This window comes from Hydrogenophaga sp. (genome assembly GCF_031426985.1).
In the GTDB taxonomy this organism is placed as follows: domain Bacteria; phylum Pseudomonadota; class Gammaproteobacteria; order Burkholderiales; family Burkholderiaceae_C; genus Hydrogenophaga.
This window is the reverse complement of sequence record NZ_JASJOY010000070.1, coordinates 29,940-47,168: the sequence shown is the minus strand read 5'-3', so window position 1 is coordinate 47,168 and position 17,229 is coordinate 29,940. Positions and strand designations below refer to the sequence as shown.

Here is a 17,229-nt window from a genome sequence, read left to right as displayed (position 1 = left end):
GGTGTCAAACGCCGAACAGTTCGCGCGCGATCACGTTCTTCTGCACCTCGCTCGTCCCCCCGGCGATGGTGCGCGAACGGTAGAAGAGGTAGTTGTGGATCATGTTGCTCTGGTCGTCTTCGGCCACCTGCAGTGCGCCGTCTTCGGCCAGCGGCACGAAGCGCGCGGCCCGGCGGGGGCCCAGCGCGTCGAAGGCGATGCCGATGATGCGCTGCGCCAGTTCGGAGCAGTGCAGCTTGAGCGCCGAACTCTTGGACGCGCGCAGGCGGCCGTTCATCTCGTCGTCAATGGCCGAGAGCAGCAGCTCGCGTGCGGCGCGCACCTCGGCCTCGGCCAGCAGCAGGCGCTCGGCGAACGGGCCCGTGCCGTGCGGACTGACCTGCACCTGGGCGGCCACCTGCTGCAGCAGCCGTTCCAGCCGCACCACGATGGCGGGCGCCAGGCGTTCGCGATCGAGCAGGAATTTGGCGCATTTCCAGCCGCCGCCCTCCTCGCCCAGCCGGTTGGCCACGGGCACGCGCACCTCGTCGAGGAAGACCTCGTTGACGTGGTGCCAGGCGTCGATGGTCTGGATGGGCTGGATGCGGATGCCCGGGCTGTTCAACGGGATCAGCAGCAGCGTGATGCCTTCCTGCTTGCGGCCCTCGCTGCTGGTGCGCACCAGGGTGTACATCCAGTCGGCCTCGTGGGCGTGCGAGGTCCAGATCTTCTGACCGGTGACCACGTACTCGTCGCCCTCGCGCACGGCGCGGGTCTTGAGCGCGGCCAAGTCGGAGCCGGCGCCGGGCTCGGAATAGCCCTGGCACCACCAGTCGCTGCCATCGAGGATGCCGGGGATGAAGCGCGCGTGCTGCTCGGGCGTGCCGAAGTGCAGCAGCACCGGGCCGATGTGCCCCAGGCCGTGGTGGTACTGCGGCGGGCAGTCGCGCTCGGCCATGACCAGCTCGAACAGGTAGCGCTGACGCATGTCCCAACCGGTGCCGCCAAAGGCCTCGGGCCAGCCCGGCGCCGCCCAGCCCCGGGCGTTCAGGATGCGCTGCCAGGCCGCGTAGTCCTCGCGACCCAGCTTGGCGTTGCTGCGCACCCGCTCGCGCAGATCGGCCGGACATTGGGACTGGGCAAACGCCTCGACTTCGAGCCGGAAGGCTTCGTAGTCGGCGTCGGAAAGAGGGGATTCGGTGGTCATGGCGAAAATTCTACCGACCGGTTAGTAAACACGTCAAATAGGGACTATCCCGCACCCACAAAAAGCTGTCAGCCGGGCGACAAGCGGAGCAACAGAGCCCCGAAACACACCATATAACTAAGGAAAACCCTAAATAAACCCGCTTGCCAAGCGCCCCCACGGGCCCTAGCATTCGCTCACTTACCGAGTGGTTAAATTTTCAGAAAATCACATGAAAACAGCCGATCACATCTGCCTGAAGAGGCGACAAATTTTGCAAGCGGTCGCTGGCATGGGGCTGCTTGGGCTGAGCACCACCAGCGGTGCGCAGCAGCCTGCGGCGGCGGCCACCGTGACCCTGGTCGTGCCCTACGCGGCCGGCGGCGTGACCGACACCCTGGCCCGGGCCCTGGCACGGCGCCTGAGCGAGGCCTGGGGCAACGCGGTGGTGGTCGACAACCGCCCGGGCGGCGGCACGGTGATCGGCACCGCCGCCGTCGCACGCGCGGCCGGTGACGGCGCCACCCTGCTGGTGACCAGCTTCGGCTTCGTGGGCAACCAGCTGATGCTGCCGAACCTGCCCTACGCGCCGTCGGCGCTGGCCCCGGTGTCCCTGATCGGCGAATCCACCGGCGTGCTGCTGGTCCACCCTTCGGTGCCGGCCCGCAACGTGAGCGAGCTGGTGGCCTGGATGCGTGCACGCGCCGCGGCCGGCGCCAACCCCGTGACCTTCGCCAGCAGCGGCAACGGCTCCAGCGTGCATGTGATGGCCGAGATGTTCGGCGCCGCGGCCGGCGTGCCCATCACCCACGTGCCCTACCGCGGCAACGCCCCGGCCCTGAACGACCTGATGGGCGGCCAGGTGCAGGCCATGTTCGACTCCACCGGCGCGCTGGCGCATGTGAAGACGGGCCGGCTCAGGGCCCTGGCCGTGAGCACTGCACAGCGTTCGATGCTGGCGCCCGACCTGCCCACCGTGGCCGAATCGGGCATCCCCTCCTTCGCCCGGTTCGACGCCGGCAGCTGGTTCGGCGTCTTCGTGCCCGCCCCCGCCCCGCCCGCGCTGCAGGCCCGGTTGCACGCCGACATCAACGCGGCCCTGGTCAGCAAGGACATGCCCGAAGACATCATGAAAACCGGCGTCGAACCGCGCGTGGTGAGCCAGACCGCCTTCTCGGAACACCTGCAGCGCCAGCTCAGCACCTGGGGCCCGGTGATCCGCGAGAAGAACATCCGCCCCGACTGACCCAGGAAGCACCATGTTTGGCCTGATGCAAGACCGCCCGCTGCTGATCTCGACGCTGCTCACGCACGCGACGAACTACCACGGCGACCGGGAGATCGTCTCCCAGCTGCCCGACGGCACGCAGCACCGCAGTTGCTGGCGCGAGATCGGCGCCCGCGCGCAGCGCCTGGCCCACGCCATGGCCGCGCTGGGCGTGGGCGACGCCACCCGCGTGGGCACCCTGGCCTGGAACACCCACCGCCACCTGGAGCTGTACTTTGGCGTGCCCGGCATGGGCGCGGTGCTGCACACCGTCAACCCACGCCTGCACCTGGACCAGATCGCCTACATCATCGACCACGCCGGCGACGAGGTGCTGTGCTTCGACCTGGGCTTCGTTGACCTGGTGAAGTCGCTCGCGCCGCGCTGCCCCAAGGTGCGCCACTGGGTGGCGCTGTGCGACGCGCCACAGCGGCCGGTGATCAACGGCATCGAAGTGCTGGACTACGAGAGCCTGCTGGACCGCGCCGCGCCCGACTTCCGCTGGCCGTCCCTGGACGAGCGCCAGGCCTCCTCGCTGTGCTACACCTCGGGCACCACGGGCAACCCCAAGGGGGTGCTCTACAGCCACCGCTCGACGGTGCTGCACGCCTTCGCCTCCGCCGCGGCCGACGGCCTGGGCCTGAATGCGCGCGACAGCGTGTTGCTGGTGGTGCCGCTGTTTCACGTCAACGCCTGGGGCGTGCCCTACACCAGCGCCATGGTCGGCGCCAAGCTGGTGCTGCCCGGCTCCAACCTCAGCGGCGAAGCGATCTTCCGCCTGCTGGTCGACGAACGCTGCAACTTCACGATGGGGGTGCCCACGGTGTGGCTGGGCCTGTTCGACCACATCGAACGGCACGGCGCCGAGCTCGACCTGTCGCAGGTCCGCCTCGACCGCGTCGTCATCGGCGGCGCAGCGGCCCCCCGCGCCCTGATCGAGAAGTTCGACCGGCTGTTCGGTGCCTTCGCCATCCACGCCTGGGGCATGAGCGAAACCAGCCCGATGGGCACCGTCGGCCGGCTGCTGGCCCAGCACGAAGGCCTGCAGGGCGCGGCCCGCCACGACGTGCAGTGCAAGGCCGGCCGGCCCCTCTTTGGCGTGGAGATCGAGATCTTCGACGACGCCGGCCAGCCGCTGCCGCACGACGGCGTGGCCTTCGGCGAACTCCGGGCCCGCGGGCCCTGGGTGGCGTCCGGCTACTTCGGCCTGGCCGAGCCGGCGATCGACACCGAGGGCTGGTTCTCCACCGGCGACGTGGCCACGATCGACCGCGACGGGTTCATCCAGATCACCGACCGCGCCAAGGACGTCATCAAGTCCGGTGGCGAATGGATCAGCTCGATCGAGCTGGAGAACATCGCCGTGGGCCACCCCGCCGTGCAGGAGGCCGCCGTGATCGGCGTGGCCCACCGCCGCTGGCAGGAGCGCCCGCTGCTGCTGGTGCACCTCAAGCCCGGCGCGCAGGTGCGCCCCGACGAGCTGCTGGGCTGGTTCGACGGCAAGGTCGCCACCTGGTGCAAGCCCGACGACGTGGTGATCGTGGACGCCCTGCCCCACACCGCCACCGGCAAGCTCCAGAAGCGCCACCTGCGCGAACAGTTCCAGCACCACCGCCTGCCGACCGACACCGTTTGATTTTTCCCCACACCACCACAGGAGACATGAGATGACACAAGGCATTTATCCCGGCGCGCTGCGCAGGACCACCGCCCTCGCTGCCCTGGCGCTGGCGTCCGCTGCACCGGCCCTGGCGCAGATTTCCGACGACACGGTCCGCATCGGCGTGATGGCCGACATGGCCGGTCCCTACTCCGGCAACGGCGGTCCCGGCCAGGTCCTGGCCGCGCGCCTGGCGGTCGAGGACTTCGGCGGCAAGGTCAACGGCAAGGCCATCGAGATCCTGGTGGTCGACGACCAGAACAAGCCCGACGTCGGCCTGAACGCCGCGCGCAAGTGGCTCGATGTCGACAAGGTCGACACCATCGTCGGCGGCTCCGCCTCGTCCATCGCGCTGGGCGTCTCCAGTCTGATGAAGGAAAAGCAGAAGCCCTACCTGATCGCCGGCTCGGTGTCGGACCAGCTCACCGGCAAGAGCTGCTCGCCGATGTCCATGCAGTTCCTGATCGACACCTACACCTACCCGCGTGCGGGCGTGCAGATGCTGCTCAACCAGGGCATCAAGACCTTCTACTTCATCACCGTCGACTACGCCTTCGGTGCCGCCTTCCAGGCCGCCGCGACCAAGTTCGTCGAGGCCGGCGGTGGCAAGGTGGTCGGCTCGGTCAAGCACCCGCTGGGCGCCACCGACTTCTCGTCCTATCTGCTGCAGGCACAGAGCAGCGGCGCCAAGGCCATCGTGGTGCTCAACGGCGGACTGGATACCACCAATGCGCTCAAGCAGGCGGCGGAGTTCAAGATCGCCCAGGGCGGCCAGGTGGTGTCGGTGTTCGGCATGGCGATCAACAGCGTCACCGGCATGGGCCTGGACGTGGCGCAGGGCCTGAGCTTCGTCGATCCCTGGTACTGGGACCGCACCGAGGATTCGCGCAAGTGGGCGCAGCGTTTCATGCCGCGCTACAACAACCTGCCGCCGACCTACAACATGGGCGCGACCTACAGCGCCGTGACGCACTACCTGAAGGCCGTGCAGGCCACCGGCACCGACGCCGGCCCCGCCGTCGTGGCGAAGATGAAGGGCACGCCCATCAACGACATGACGGGCAAGAACGTGATGATCCGCGAGGACGGCCAGGTGATGCGCCCGCTCTATGCGGTGAAGGTGAAGACCGCGGGCCAGGTGAAGAACAAGTACGACTACTACGACGTGGTCGGCGAGCTCTCGCCCGAGCAGATGTACCGCCCGCTGGCCGAAGGCGGCTGCGACTTCGTCAAGAAGTGATCACCCCGATCCACCGAACCTCGACGGACCGACCGTGGCCCCCACCCAGCACCTGCCCCTGCCTGTGCGCGACCTGCTGGGTGAAAGCCCGCTGTGGGACGCGCACGAGCAAGCCCTGTACTGGGTGGACACGAGCGGCCGGCAGGTGCACCGGTGGTGGCCCGCGGGCGACGGCACGGTGCGGTCGTGGTCCACGCCGCAGGACGTGGGATCGATCGCACTGGCCGGCCCCGGCCGCCTGCTGCTGGCGCTGAGCGACGGGTTCGCGACGCTGGACCTCGCCGGGGGCGGGCTGACCACGCTGGCCACGGTGCGGCACCCACGGCCGCCGATGCGGCTCAACGACGGCCGCTGCGACCGCGAGGGCCGCTTCGTCTGCGGCTCCATGGTGCTGCACCGGCGCGACCCCGAAGGATCGCTGTACCGGCTGGAACACGATGGCCGCGTCACCACGCTGATCGACGGCGGCATCGCGGTGTCCAACGCGATCTGCTTCAGCCCCGACGGGCGCACGATGTACTTCGCCGACAGCCTGGCGGGCGTCATCCGCGCCTGGGACTATGCCGTCGACGGTCGCCTCTCGAACGCCCGCGTGTTCGCCGACACGCGGGCCCTGGGCTCCGGCCCCGACGGCGCCACCGTCGATGCCGAGGGCGGCGTCTGGGTGGCGCTGGTCATGGTCGCCCGGCTGGCGTGCTTCGCGCCCGACGGTCGTCTGTTGCGCTCCCTGGACCTGCCGGTGCCCTACCCCACCTGTCCGGCCTTTGGCGGGCCGTCGTTCGAGACCCTTTTCGTCACCAGCATCCGCGACAGCGGCAACGTGCTCAAAAGCGATGCCCCCGCCGCCGGCGCCCTGGTGGAACTCCGTGGCCTGGGTGTGCGCGGCCTGCCCGAAACGCCCTACCGATCCCTCCCATGAGCCCTCCCTCCGATCTCATCCTCGAAGCCACCGATCTTGGCAAGTCCTTCCGCGGCTTTCATGCGGTCAAAGGCGTGAACCTGAAGGTCCGGCGCGGCACGGTGCACGCGCTGATCGGCCCCAACGGCGCCGGCAAGACGACCTGCTTCAACCTGCTCACGCGCTTCCTGCCGGTCACGTCCGGGCGCATCGTCTTCAACGGCCGCGACATCACGCCGCTGGACGCGGCCAGCGTCGCCAAGCTCGGCCTGGTGCGCTCGTTCCAGATCTCGGCCGTGTTCCGCCAGCTCTCGGTGCTGGACAACGTGCGCGTGGCCCTGCTGGCGCGCGAAGGCGGCAGCTTCGCTTTCTGGCAATCGGCCCGCGCCCTGGACCGCTTCAGCGCCCGCGCCGGTGAATTGCTGGAATCGGTCGGCCTGACCCGCTGGAGCGGCCACACCGCGGCCGACCTGCCCTATGGCCGCAAGCGCGCCCTGGAGCTGGCCACCACCCTGGCGCTGGAGCCCAGCCTGGTGCTCCTGGACGAACCCATGGCGGGCCTGGGCCACGAAGACATCGGCCCCGTGACACAGCTCATCGCCGATGTGGCCAAGCGCTGCACCGTGCTGATGGTGGAACACAACATGAAAGTGGTGGCCGATCTGTGCGACTGCATCACGGTGCTGCAGGCGGGCGAAGTGCTGGCCGAAGGACCGTACGAGCAGGTCTCGCGGGACCCCCGCGTGCTCGAAGCCTATGTGGGAGGCGCCCATGTCTGAACCCCTGCTGCGCGTCCAGGACCTCGCAGCCTGGTACGGCGAGACGCAGTCGCTGCAGCGCATCGACCTGGAGGTCCATGCCGGCGAGGTGGTGTGCCTGCTCGGCCGCAACGGCGCGGGCAAGACCACCACCCTGCGCGCCATCATGGGCCTGCTGGCGCGCCACCGTGGCCAGGTGCACATTGGCGGCCGCAGCGCACTCGGCCTCGTGCCCGAGAAGGTGGCCCGACTGGGCGTCGCCTACTGCCCGGAGGAACGCGGCATCTTCGCCAGCCTCTCGGTGGAAGAAAACCTGCTGCTGCCCCCGGTGCTGGCCCCCGGCGGCCTGAGCGTGGACGAGATCTACGACCTGTTCCCCAACCTCAAGGCCCGGCGCGCCAGCGGCGGGTCCAAGCTGTCCGGCGGCGAACAGCAGATGCTGGCGATCGCCCGCATCCTGCGCACCGGCGCCAAGCTGCTGCTGCTGGACGAACCCACCGAGGGCCTGGCGCCGGTGATTGTGGAAGCCATCGGGCGCACCATCACCCAGCTGCAGGCTCGCGGCTTCACCATCCTGATGGTGGAGCAGAACTTCCGTTTCGCATCCCGCCTGGCCGACCGCTTCTACGTGATCGACGAAGGCTGCGTGGTGGAGTCGGGCGATCGCCACGCCCTGGCCAACGACACCGCCCGCATCGAATCCCTGCTGGGCGTCTGAGCACACGATGAACCTCTTCGACATCCCCCCCGCCGCCATCGTCGGCCAGCTGATGGTCGGCCTGATCAACGGCTCCTTCTACGCCCTGCTCAGCCTGGGCCTGGCCATCATCTTCGGCCTGCTGCACATCGTGAACTTCGCGCACGGTGCGCAGTACATGCTGGGCGCCTTCATCGCCTGGGCCATGCTGGAGTACCTGGGCCTGGGCTACTGGTGGGCGCTGCTGATCGTGCCCCTGGTCACGGCCTGCCTGGGCATGCTGATCGAGCGCACCATGCTGCGCCGCCTGCACGGGCTGGACCCGGTGTACGCCCTGCTGCTCACCTTTGGCATGGCGCTGCTCCTGGAGGGCGCGTTCCGGCTGAAATTCGGCGCCACCGGACAACCCTACGCCAGCCCGCTGGAAGGCGGCATCCGCCTGCCTTTTGCCTACCTGCCCGCCTACCGCGTGTGGGTGATCGTCGCCTCCCTGGTGGTCTGCATGGCCACCTGGTGGTTTGTCGAGCGCACCCGCTTTGGCGCCTACCTGCGCGCCGCGCACGAAAACCCGCAACTGGTGCGCAGCTTCGGCATCCGCGTGCCGCTGCTGCTGACCCTCACCTACGGTCTGGGTGTGGGCCTGGCCGGCCTGGGCGGCGTGATGGCCGCCCCGATCTACCAGGTCAACCCGCTGATGGGCAGCAACCTGATCGTCGTGGTGTTCGCGGTGGTCGTGATCGGCGGCATGGGTTCCATCATCGGCGCCATCGTCGCCGGCTTCGGGCTGGGGGTGGTGGAAGGGCTCACGCGCCTGCTGGCGCCCGATTACGCGGGCATCGTCGTGTTTGTCGTCATGTTGCTGGTGCTGGCCTTCAAGCCGGCGGGCCTGTTCGGCCGGGGAGATCTGTGATGTCGGCCACTCGTCCCCTTTCCATCGGCCTCCTGCTGGTCGCCGTCGTGGCCCTGGTCGCGGCACCGTTCGTGGCCTACCCGGTCTTCCTGATGAAGCTGCTGTGCTGGGCCTTGCTGGCCGCATCGCTGAACCTGCTGGTCGGTCACGTGGGGCTGCTGTCGTTTGGCCATGCCATGTTTTTCGGCTCGGCGGCCTACGTCACCGCCCACGCGGTCAAGGTCTGGTCGCTCGATCCCCTCATGGGGGTTCTGGTGGGCAGCGCCAGCGCGGCCTTCATCGGGCTGGTCGGTGGTCTGCTGGCCATCCGCCGCCTGGGCACCGCGTTCTCGATGATCACGCTGGCGATTGCGCAGCTGGTGTATTTCATCGCCCTGCGCGCGCCCTTCACGGGCGGTGAAGACGGCATCCAGGAGGTGCCGCGGGGCCGGCTGCTGGGGCTGCTGCCGCTGGACAGCGACCTGACGATGTACTACGTGGTGCTGGTCGCCGTCGGCCTGGGCTTCTGGCTGATCTACCGCACGGTCCACTCGCCGTTCGGCCATGTGCTGGCGGCCATCCGCGACAGCGAGCCCCGCGCGGTGTCGCTGGGCTACCGCGTCAACCACTACAAGCTGGCGGCCTATGTGCTGTCGGCGTCACTGGCCGGCCTGGCCGGTGCCCTCAAGGCGCTGGTGTTCCAGATCGCCACGCTCACCGACGTGAGCTGGACGACCTCGGGCGAAGCCCTGCTGATGGTGATTGTGGGCGGCGTGAACACGCTGGCCGGCCCCCTGGTGGGCGCCATCGTGGTGGTGGCGATGCAGAACTACTTCGCCTCGTTTGCCGAGGTGGTGCTCATGCTGCAAGGGCTGGTGTTCATCGTCGTGGTGCTGGTGTTCCGGCGCGGCGTCGTGGGCGAATGGAAGGCCTGGCGGCAGCGCCGCCAGGCGCAGGCTTCGGGAGCAACGACATGAACCTGGCACTGGTGTTTCAAGACCGGCTGGCGGTGGTCACCGGTGCCGGCAGCGGCATCGGTGCCGCGGCGGCCCGCGCCCTGGCGCACCAGGGTGCGCGCGTGGTGGTGACCGACCGGGACGGTGCCGCCGCCCGGCAGGTGGCCGACGCGCTGCAGGCACAGGGGCTGCAGGCCTGGGCCCATGCGCTGGACGTGACCGACCCGGTGGCCGTGCGTGCGCTGGCCGAAAAGGTCGGCGCCGAGCACGGGGACGCGGCGATCCTGGTCAACAACGCCGGCCTGCTGGTGCGGCGCGGCATCGACGATCCGGACGCCGAAGCCATCGTGCACCGCGTGATGGACGTGAACCTGCACGGCGCCTTTGCGATGGTCCGCGCCTTCCTGCCGGCGCTGCGGCGCACGCGCGGTTGCGTGGTCAACGTGGCGTCGGGGGCGGCGTTCTCGGCCCAGGCCAACTGCGCGGGTTACTCCGCGTCGAAGGCCGCGCTGCACATGATGACGCAGACGCTGGCGGTCGACCTGGGCGCCGACGGCGTGCGCGTCAACGCGGTCGCGCCCGGCGTGATCGAAACCCCCATGACGGAAGCCACCCGGTCCGACCCGGCGCGGCTGGCCGGCTTCCTCAAGCGCACGCCCGCCGGCCGTCTGGGACAGGCCGACGAAGTGGCCGCCGCCATCGCCTTCCTGGCCTCGCCCCTGGCGAGTTACATCAACGGCATCACGCTGCCCGTCGACGGCGGCTTTCTGGCGACATGACGACGCCGGCATCACCGACAGCACTGCGCGCCATCGTCACCGGCGCCGCGCGCGGCATTGGCCGCGCGATGGCGGTGCGGCTGGCCGCCGACGCCCTGCGCTGGCGCGGCCGGCCCGCCCAGCTGGTGCTGGCCGACCAGCACGCCGGAGAACTCGAAGCCCTCGCCAGCGAACTGCGCGCCGGTGGCGCCGAGGTCTTGGTGTGTGCCGGCGACCTCAGCGACCCCGGAGAGCCGGCGCGCATCGTCGCCGCGGCCAGCCACTTCACGGGCCTGGACTGCGTGGCCAGCAACGCCGGCATGGCCATTGCAGCGCCGCTGCTGGACGCATCGGTGGACGACTGGGACCGCGTCTTCGCGGTGCATGTGCGCGCCGCCTGGCTGCTCGGCCGCGCGGCCCACCGGCAACTGGCCGCGGCGCGCGGCTGCCTGGTGCTGACCACCAGCGTCTCGGGCAGCCACGCCACGCCGCCGCTGGCGGCCTACAGCCCGAGCAAGGCGGCGCAGCTCATGCTGATGAAGCAGATGGCGGTCGAATGGGGGCCCGACGGCATCCGGGTCAACGCCCTGTCGCCCGGGCTCACGGTCACACCGGGCACGGCAGCGGCCTACGAGCGCGCCGGCGCCCGGGCGCAGCGGGAGGCCCACATCCCCCTGCGCCGCCTCGCACAGGCCGACGACATGGCCGCGGCGCTCTCGCTGCTGGTCGGGCCGGACGCCGGCTACATCCACGGCCACGACCTGGTGGTCGATGGCGGCCTGACGAGCACCCTGATGCCGTCACTCACCCAGCCCGCCTGGCAAGGCGCGTGAGGCGGACCATGGCATCAGAGCGAAGCCAGCAGGGCGTACCAGGGATCGTCCGGCATGCGGGCCCCGATGGGGGTGCGCAGACCGAAGCGTTCGGCCTCGGGCGCCACCGGCGCCGTGCCCAGTGGCTGCACCCAGTCGTACACCACCACCCGGGCCGCCACGCGCCATTCGCTGCCGCGCTTTTCGAAGCGGTCGACGTAGCGCCCCGCCAGGAAGGTTTCGTGTTCGCCGCCGTCGGCCGCGCGGTCGCGCTGCCAGGCCAGGAAGTAGGTCTCCACCGCCGCCTGGGTGCCGCGCAGTTCGATCGACAGGTTGCCGACGTGGTGGATCATGCGACCGCTCTCGCGCAGCTTGGGCAAGGCGATGTCGATGAAACCGCTGGCGCTGCCCTTGTAGGCCCCATGGCTGTCGGTCGCGTCGGGCCAGTAGCTGGCGCGCAGCGCTGCCTCGTCGAGCCGGTCGATGCCCCGGCAGTAGCCGAACACGGCCTCGCGGATGGCTTCGCGGTCGAGCAGCTTCGTCAGGTCGGTTTCGTGGGTCATGGTCGGTCCGTGCAGTTCACAAGATCGGTGCCCATCCGGGGCGCCGGCGTCATCAGTCAACCGAGGGTAACGAAGATATGAGCGGAAAACTACAGGGCAAAGTAGCGTTGGTGACGGGCGCCGCGCAGGGCATCGGCCGTGCGATCGCGGAGCGCTTCGTGGCCGAAGGCGCCATCGTCGGCATGCTGGACCTCAAGCCCGAGCGGGCCGAGGCCGCGGCCGCCGAGGTGCGCGCGCAAATCGCCGGCGCCCGTGTGGAGGCGTTTGCCGGCAACGTGGCCGACCGCGCCACCATTGCCAACGCGGTGGCGGCACTGGACGCCCGGCACGGCCGGCTGGATGTGCTGGTGAGCAACGCGATCTGGGTGCGCTACACGCCCATCGCCGACATCACCCCCGAGATGCTGCAGCGCATGACCGCGACCGGCTTCGACTCGGTTGTCTGGGGCATCCAGTGCGCGGCGCCGGTGATGGCGCGCAACGGCGGGGGCTCGATCGTCAACATCGCCTCGGCCGCCGCCTTCCTGGGCATGCCCAACGCCATGGTGTACGCCGGCATCAAGGCCGGGGTGCTCGGCTTGACGCGCGCGTCGGCGGTGGAGCTGGGCGCTCAGCGCGTGCGCGTCAACGCGGTCTGCCCGGGCTCCATCCAGACCGAGGGCGTGCGCATCAACGTCGACCCCGCCATGGCCGCCCAGCGCCTGGCGCGCACGCCGCTGGGCCGGCTGGGTGAGGTGGACGACGTGGCGTCGGCCACGCTCTACCTGGCCAGCGACGACAGCGCCTGGGTCACCGGCGAATCCTTGCTGGTGGACGGCGGCGCCACCCGGGCCGTTCTTTGAGCCTGATCCACTTCCAACACCCCAGGAGACCCACCATGAAACGCAACACATTGAGCCGCCGAAGCCTGATCGGCACGGCACTGCTCGGCCTGGCCGGCGTGGCGGCGGCACAGACACCGGGCAACTGGCCCGACCGCCCGATCCGCTACGTGGTGGCCGGCCCGGCGGGCGGCGGCATGGACGTGTTCACCCGCATGATCGCGGACAAGGTGCAGAGCAGCCTGAAGCAGCCCGTCGTCGTGGAGAACAAGCCCGGGGCCAACGGCATGATCGGCAACGGGGCCGTGGCCAAGGCCGCGGGCGACGGCCACACCTTCCTGTTCACCGCCTCGTCGTCGATCGCCATCAACCCGCTGATGGTCGCCAAGATGCCCTATGACACGGAGAAGGAGCTGGTGCCGGTGACGCAGATGGGCACCGGTGGCATCGTGCTGGTGGCCAACCCCGCCACCGGCCTGAAGAACCTGCGCGATCTGGTGCAGTTCGCCAAAACCCATCCGGGCAAGCTCAGCTACGGCTCCTGGGGCAATGGTTCCACCGGGCATCTGGTGATGGAAGGGATCAAGAAAGAGAACGGGGTGTTCATCACGCACATCCCGTACAAGAGCACGGCCAGCGAGATCGTGGACCTGCTCTCGGGCAGTCTCGACGTCGCCTTCACCGACGTGGCTTCGCCCTTGCCGCACATCCGCAGCGGCAAGCTGGTGGCCCTGGGCGCGACCGGGGCGGCGCGCGGACCGGGCCTGCCCGATGTGCCCACGCTGGCCGAACAGGGCTACAAGTTCGACGCCGAGGGCTGGTTTGGCGTGTTTGCACCGGGCGGCACACCGCCTGCGATCGTCCAGCGCATGAACGAGGAGATCAACAAGGCGCTGGCCACCGAGGATCTGCGCCAGCGGTTCACGGCGCAGAACCTGACCATCCCGCCCGCGCGCAGCGCCGCCGAATTCGCCTCGATCGTCAAGGCCGACATCCAGCGCTGGCAAGGTCTGGCCAAGGTCATCCACCTCACCCCCCAGTGACCCGCGAGACCGCTCCCGCATGAACCCCGCACACGCCGCCACCCTGGCCGCACACGAGCGCACCCGCAGCGCACTGGACTTCTCGGACCGGCGCGACTTCGACGATGCACAGCGCGGCTTCATCGCGACGTTGCCCGATGCGCACATCGAACACGACGGCGGCGGTGTGGCCTGGAGCCAGCGTCCCTACGGTTTCCTGCGCGGGGAGGCGCCCGACACCGTCAATCCCAGCCTGTGGCGCATGGCGCAGCTCAACCACACGCACGGGCTGTTCGAGGTCACCGCGCGCATCTACCAGGTGCGCGGCTTCTCGCTCGCCAACGTGACCTTCATCGAGGGCGCGCAGGGCGTGATCGTGATCGACCCCCTGCAGTTCACCGAGCACGCGCGCGCGGCGCTGGCGCTGTACCGGGCGCACCGGGGCGACCGCCCGGTCAGCGCCGTGGTCTACACCCACAGCCACCGCGACCACTACGGCGGCGTGCGGGGGGTGATCGGGCCGGACGATCTCGCCCGCGGGGTGCCGGTCTGGGCGCCCCATGGGTTCACCGAAGAGTCGTTCTCCGAGTCCATGCTCGCCGGCGTGCCCATGCGCCGGCGCGCCATGTTCCAGTTCGGCTGGGGCCTGCCGCCCGGCCCTATGGCCCACGTCGACAGCGGCCTGGGCAAGGCGGTGGGCAGCGGCCACGACGGCTTCATCGCGCCGACGCACCTGGTGCGCGAGCCCCTGGAGCGGCACCTCATCGACGGCGTCGAGGTCGTGTTCCAGCTCACCCCGGGCACCGAAGCGCCGGCCGACATGAACCTGCACTTCCCGGGTCTGCGCGCGCTCAACCTGGCCGAGAACGCCTGCCACACCATGCACAACCTGTGCCCCCTGCGCGGCGCCAAGACACGGGATGCGCTGGCCTGGTCCAAGTACCTGGACGACGCGCTGGACACGTTCGTGCCACAGGCCGATGTGCTGGTGGTGCAGCACCACTGGCCGGTGTGGAACACCCCGGCGCAGCCGCGGCGCATCGCCGACTACGTGGCGGGCCAGCGCGACCTCTACCGCTACCTGCACGACCAGACCCTGCGCCTGATGAGCCACGGCCTCACCCCGACCGAGATCGCGGCCGAGCTCATGCTGCCCAACGCCCTGTCTGGCCAGTGGTTTGCGCGCGGCTACTACGGCGCGGTCACCCACAACGTGCACGCCATCTACGCGCACTACCTGGGGCCCTACGAAGGCAATCCGGCGCACCTGGACCGGCTGCCCCCGGTTCCCGCGGCGCGCAAGTACGTGCAGTACATGGGCGGCGCAGACGCCGTGCTGGCGCGCGCGCGGGCCGACTTCGAGGCCGGCGATTTCCGCTGGGTCGTCGAGGTGCTCAACCAGGTGGTGTTCGCCGAGCCGGGCCACCGGCCCGCACGCCAGCTGTGCGCCGACGCCATGGAGCAGCTGGGCTACCAGGCCGAATCGGCCACCTGGCGCAACGCCTACCTGCTCGGTGCCCGGGAACTGCGGGCCGCCGCCGGCGACGCGGGCCCGCCGGTGAACCTGCCCATCAGCCCCGATGTGCTGGCCATCCTGCCGCTGGACAGTTTTCTCGACTACCTCGCCATCCGGCTCAACGGTCCCCGCGCCCAGACCCTGGCTGTGCGCATCGACTGGTTGCTGGAAGACCCCACCGCGCCGCAGGCACAACGCATCACGCTGTCCAACGGCGCCCTGGTCCACCGGCCGGGCCGCCACAGCGAGCCGGCCGACGTGGTGGTGCGCACCACCCGCCAAGAACTGGCGGCGGTTTCATCCGGGCGCACCGCGCTGGCCACCGCACTGGGCGACGGCCGCCTGCGCACCGAAGGCGACCCGCAGGCGCTGCGGGCACTGATCGAGACGCTGGACGAATTCCATCCGATGTTTCCCATCATCGAACCCTGAGCGGCCCTCCCGCCCCGCGTTCCAGGCGCTCGGCCGTTCGTTGGTCCGGCGCCGTTTCGGGCCCCTGGCACACCACCAGGGCGCCTCCTTCCCGGGTAAACCCGGTCATCACATTACACCTGTAATGTGTAATCTTTCGACATGCTCAAAGCCACCCCTGAGGCCGCCCACAAGCCGGTCGGCCGCCACGCCGAGCGCAGCGAAGCCACGCGCGCGCAGCTGATCCGCGCCGCCATCCAGGTGGTGCGCGACAAGGGTTACCAGGGCGCGTCGGTGTTTGAGGTGGCCAAGGCCGCCGGCCTCACGCCGGGCGCCTTTCAGCACCACTTCGGGACCAAGGCGGTGCTGATGATGCGGGTGGTGGACGAGCTGGTGGCGGCCAGCGACTACAACGCGCCCGGCTGGCCAGCGGCCGATCTGCCGCTGGCCGAGCGCGCCCGCCAGACGCTGCAGCTGCTGTGGCAGCGCATCTACGAGCCCGAGCGTTTTCTGGTGGCCTGGCAGGTCTACATGGGCTGCGGTGCCGACCCCGACATCACGCGCTACATCGCCGGCCTGCGCCAGACGCAGCAGGACCAGTTGCGCCAGCGTTTCCTCACCGCGTTTCCCGAGCTGTCGGCCTCGCCCGACACCCCGGCCCTGATCGACCTCGTGATGTCCACCCTGCGCGGCATGGGGCTGGTGCGCCTGTTCGGGCCAGCCGATGCGGCCATGGCGGCCCAGCTGGACCAACTGGCCGCCCTGCTGGTGCAACGCTGCGAACACACCCCCCTGCCCACCACGCCCAAGAGGAAACGCCCATGACAACGATCTCCCCGACCCTGCGCGGCCTGGCCGCCGCCCTGCTGGCCCTGCCCCTGCTGGCCCAGGCCGCCTACCCCGACAAGATCATCACCCTGGTGGTGCCCTACCCGCCCGGTGGCGCCACCGACACCATCGCCCGCAAGCTGATGGAGCCGCTGGGCAAGCGCCTGGGCCAGACCGTGATCGTCGAAAACCGCGCCGGTGCCGGCACCGCCATCGGCGCCACCGCCGTCGCCAAGGCACCGGCCGACGGCTACACGCTGCTGATCTCGTCCAACACCACCTTCACGGTGAACGCGGCCATCAAGCGCAACCTGCCCTACGACCCGCAGAAGGGCTTCGAATCCATCGGCACCATCGGCAGTTCGCCCCTGGTGCTGCTGGCCCACCCCAAGGTGGCGGCGAGCAACCTCAAGGAACTGGTGGCGCTGTCCAAGCGCGAACCCAATGGCCTGAACTTCGGCTCGTTCGGCAACGGCACCACCGCCCACCTGGCCGGCGAGATGCTCAAGGTCATGGCCGGCGCGAACCTGGTGCACGTGGCCTACAAGGGCAGCGCCCCGGCCATGACGGACCTGATCGGCGGCCAGATCCCGCTGACGTTCGACACCAACGTGGCCGCCATGCCGCAGATCGCGGCCGGCAAGGTCAAGGCACTCGCCGTGACCTCGCAACGCCGCTACGGGCAGTTGCCCGACGTGCCCACCGTCGCCGAATCGGGCGTCCCCGGCTACGAGATGGTGCCCTGGATCGCCATCGTCGCGCCGCGTGGCCTGCCCGAGGCAACCCGCACGGCCCTGAGCAAGGCGCTGGCCGACACCGTCAACGACCCGGCGACCCGGGCCGAACTGGAGAAGATCGGCGTGGACGTGGCCTACGAACCCGGCAGCAGCTACGACACCCGCGTGGCCCGCGAACTGCCGCTGCTGCGCGCCTACGTGCACAAGGCCAACATCCCGCTGGAGTGAACG

17 protein-coding genes are annotated in these 17,229 nt (G+C 69.8%); 15 read left to right on the top strand and 2 right to left on the bottom strand.

The window, feature by feature from the left end; genetic code table 11:
* Positions 1–4: 4 nt before the first annotated feature.
* The gene (locus tag RMP09_RS09610) at positions 5–1,186 is read right to left on the bottom strand and encodes an acyl-CoA dehydrogenase family protein (RefSeq protein WP_310565759.1); all 1,182 of its coding nucleotides are present in this window, start codon (positions 1,184–1,186) and stop codon (positions 5–7) included.
* 253 nt (positions 1,187–1,439) lie between these two features.
* On the opposite strand from RMP09_RS09610, the gene RMP09_RS09605 reads away from it, so the two are divergent.
* From RMP09_RS09605 to RMP09_RS09560, 10 genes are read left to right on the top strand one after another with little or no spacing between them, the layout of a single operon-like run.
* The gene (locus RMP09_RS09605) at positions 1,440–2,411 is read left to right on the top strand and encodes a Bug family tripartite tricarboxylate transporter substrate binding protein (RefSeq protein ID WP_310565758.1); all 972 of its coding nucleotides are present in this window, start codon (positions 1,440–1,442) and stop codon (positions 2,409–2,411) included.
* Between the two features lie 13 nt (positions 2,412–2,424).
* Positions 2,425–4,068, top strand: coding sequence for a long-chain-fatty-acid--CoA ligase (locus RMP09_RS09600; RefSeq protein ID WP_310565757.1), 1,644 nt, complete (start codon positions 2,425–2,427; stop codon positions 4,066–4,068).
* Between the two features lie 31 nt (positions 4,069–4,099).
* Positions 4,100–5,332 (top strand): ABC transporter substrate-binding protein, encoded by a 1,233-nt coding sequence (locus tag RMP09_RS09595; RefSeq protein WP_310565756.1) that lies wholly within the window; start codon positions 4,100–4,102, stop codon positions 5,330–5,332.
* A 34-nt stretch (positions 5,333–5,366) separates the two neighbouring features.
* On the top strand, positions 5,367–6,251 hold the full coding sequence (locus RMP09_RS09590) for an SMP-30/gluconolactonase/LRE family protein (protein ID WP_310565755.1): 885 nt from the start codon (positions 5,367–5,369) through the stop codon (positions 6,249–6,251).
* Positions 6,248–7,009 carry an ABC transporter ATP-binding protein gene (locus RMP09_RS09585; protein WP_310565754.1) on the top strand — a complete coding sequence of 254 codons (762 nt, stop codon included), beginning with the start codon at positions 6,248–6,250 and terminating at the stop codon, positions 7,007–7,009. Before RMP09_RS09590 ends, RMP09_RS09585 begins: the two co-directional genes overlap by 4 nt.
* Positions 7,002–7,706 (top strand): ABC transporter ATP-binding protein, encoded by a 705-nt coding sequence (locus RMP09_RS09580; protein WP_310565753.1) that lies wholly within the window; start codon positions 7,002–7,004, stop codon positions 7,704–7,706. The genes RMP09_RS09585 and RMP09_RS09580 overlap by 8 nt, the downstream gene beginning before the upstream one ends.
* 7 nt (positions 7,707–7,713) lie before the next feature.
* On the top strand, positions 7,714–8,595 hold the full coding sequence (locus tag RMP09_RS09575) for a branched-chain amino acid ABC transporter permease (RefSeq protein WP_310565752.1): 882 nt from the start codon (positions 7,714–7,716) through the stop codon (positions 8,593–8,595).
* Positions 8,595–9,551 carry a branched-chain amino acid ABC transporter permease gene (locus RMP09_RS09570; RefSeq protein WP_310565751.1) on the top strand — a complete coding sequence of 319 codons (957 nt, stop codon included), beginning with the start codon at positions 8,595–8,597 and terminating at the stop codon, positions 9,549–9,551. Before RMP09_RS09575 ends, RMP09_RS09570 begins: the two co-directional genes overlap by 1 nt.
* The gene (locus RMP09_RS09565; protein ID WP_310565750.1) at positions 9,548–10,309 is read left to right on the top strand and encodes a glucose 1-dehydrogenase; all 762 of its coding nucleotides are present in this window, start codon (positions 9,548–9,550) and stop codon (positions 10,307–10,309) included. The genes RMP09_RS09570 and RMP09_RS09565 overlap by 4 nt, the downstream gene beginning before the upstream one ends.
* Positions 10,306–11,121 (top strand): SDR family oxidoreductase, encoded by an 816-nt coding sequence (locus tag RMP09_RS09560; RefSeq protein WP_310565749.1) that lies wholly within the window; start codon positions 10,306–10,308, stop codon positions 11,119–11,121. The genes RMP09_RS09565 and RMP09_RS09560 overlap by 4 nt, the downstream gene beginning before the upstream one ends.
* Positions 11,122–11,135: 14 nt before the next feature.
* Here the strand turns inward: RMP09_RS09560 and RMP09_RS09555 are convergent, their stop codons facing one another.
* A complete protein-coding gene (locus RMP09_RS09555) occupies positions 11,136–11,663 on the bottom strand; it encodes a nuclear transport factor 2 family protein (protein ID WP_310565748.1) in 528 nt (175 codons plus the stop codon).
* Positions 11,664–11,740: 77 nt separating this feature from the next.
* Between RMP09_RS09555 and RMP09_RS09550 the strand changes: the two genes are divergently transcribed.
* The 5 genes from RMP09_RS09550 (at position 11,741) to RMP09_RS09530 (ending at position 17,226) form a co-directional block, all read left to right on the top strand.
* Positions 11,741–12,505, top strand: coding sequence for a glucose 1-dehydrogenase (locus RMP09_RS09550; RefSeq protein ID WP_310565747.1), 765 nt, complete (start codon positions 11,741–11,743; stop codon positions 12,503–12,505).
* Between the two features lie 35 nt (positions 12,506–12,540).
* A complete protein-coding gene (locus tag RMP09_RS09545; protein ID WP_310565746.1) occupies positions 12,541–13,527 on the top strand; it encodes a tripartite tricarboxylate transporter substrate binding protein in 987 nt (328 codons plus the stop codon).
* Positions 13,528–13,546: 19 nt separating this feature from the next.
* Positions 13,547–15,454, top strand: a complete 1,908-nt coding sequence (locus tag RMP09_RS09540; protein WP_310565745.1) for an alkyl/aryl-sulfatase — start codon at positions 13,547–13,549, stop codon at positions 15,452–15,454.
* Positions 15,455–15,595: 141 nt separating this feature from the next.
* On the top strand, positions 15,596–16,258 hold the full coding sequence (locus RMP09_RS09535) for a TetR/AcrR family transcriptional regulator (RefSeq protein WP_310565744.1): 663 nt from the start codon (positions 15,596–15,598) through the stop codon (positions 16,256–16,258).
* Positions 16,255–17,226, top strand: coding sequence for a tripartite tricarboxylate transporter substrate binding protein (locus RMP09_RS09530; RefSeq protein ID WP_310565743.1), 972 nt, complete (start codon positions 16,255–16,257; stop codon positions 17,224–17,226). Before RMP09_RS09535 ends, RMP09_RS09530 begins: the two co-directional genes overlap by 4 nt.
* The last annotated feature ends 3 nt before the right edge of the window (positions 17,227–17,229 follow it).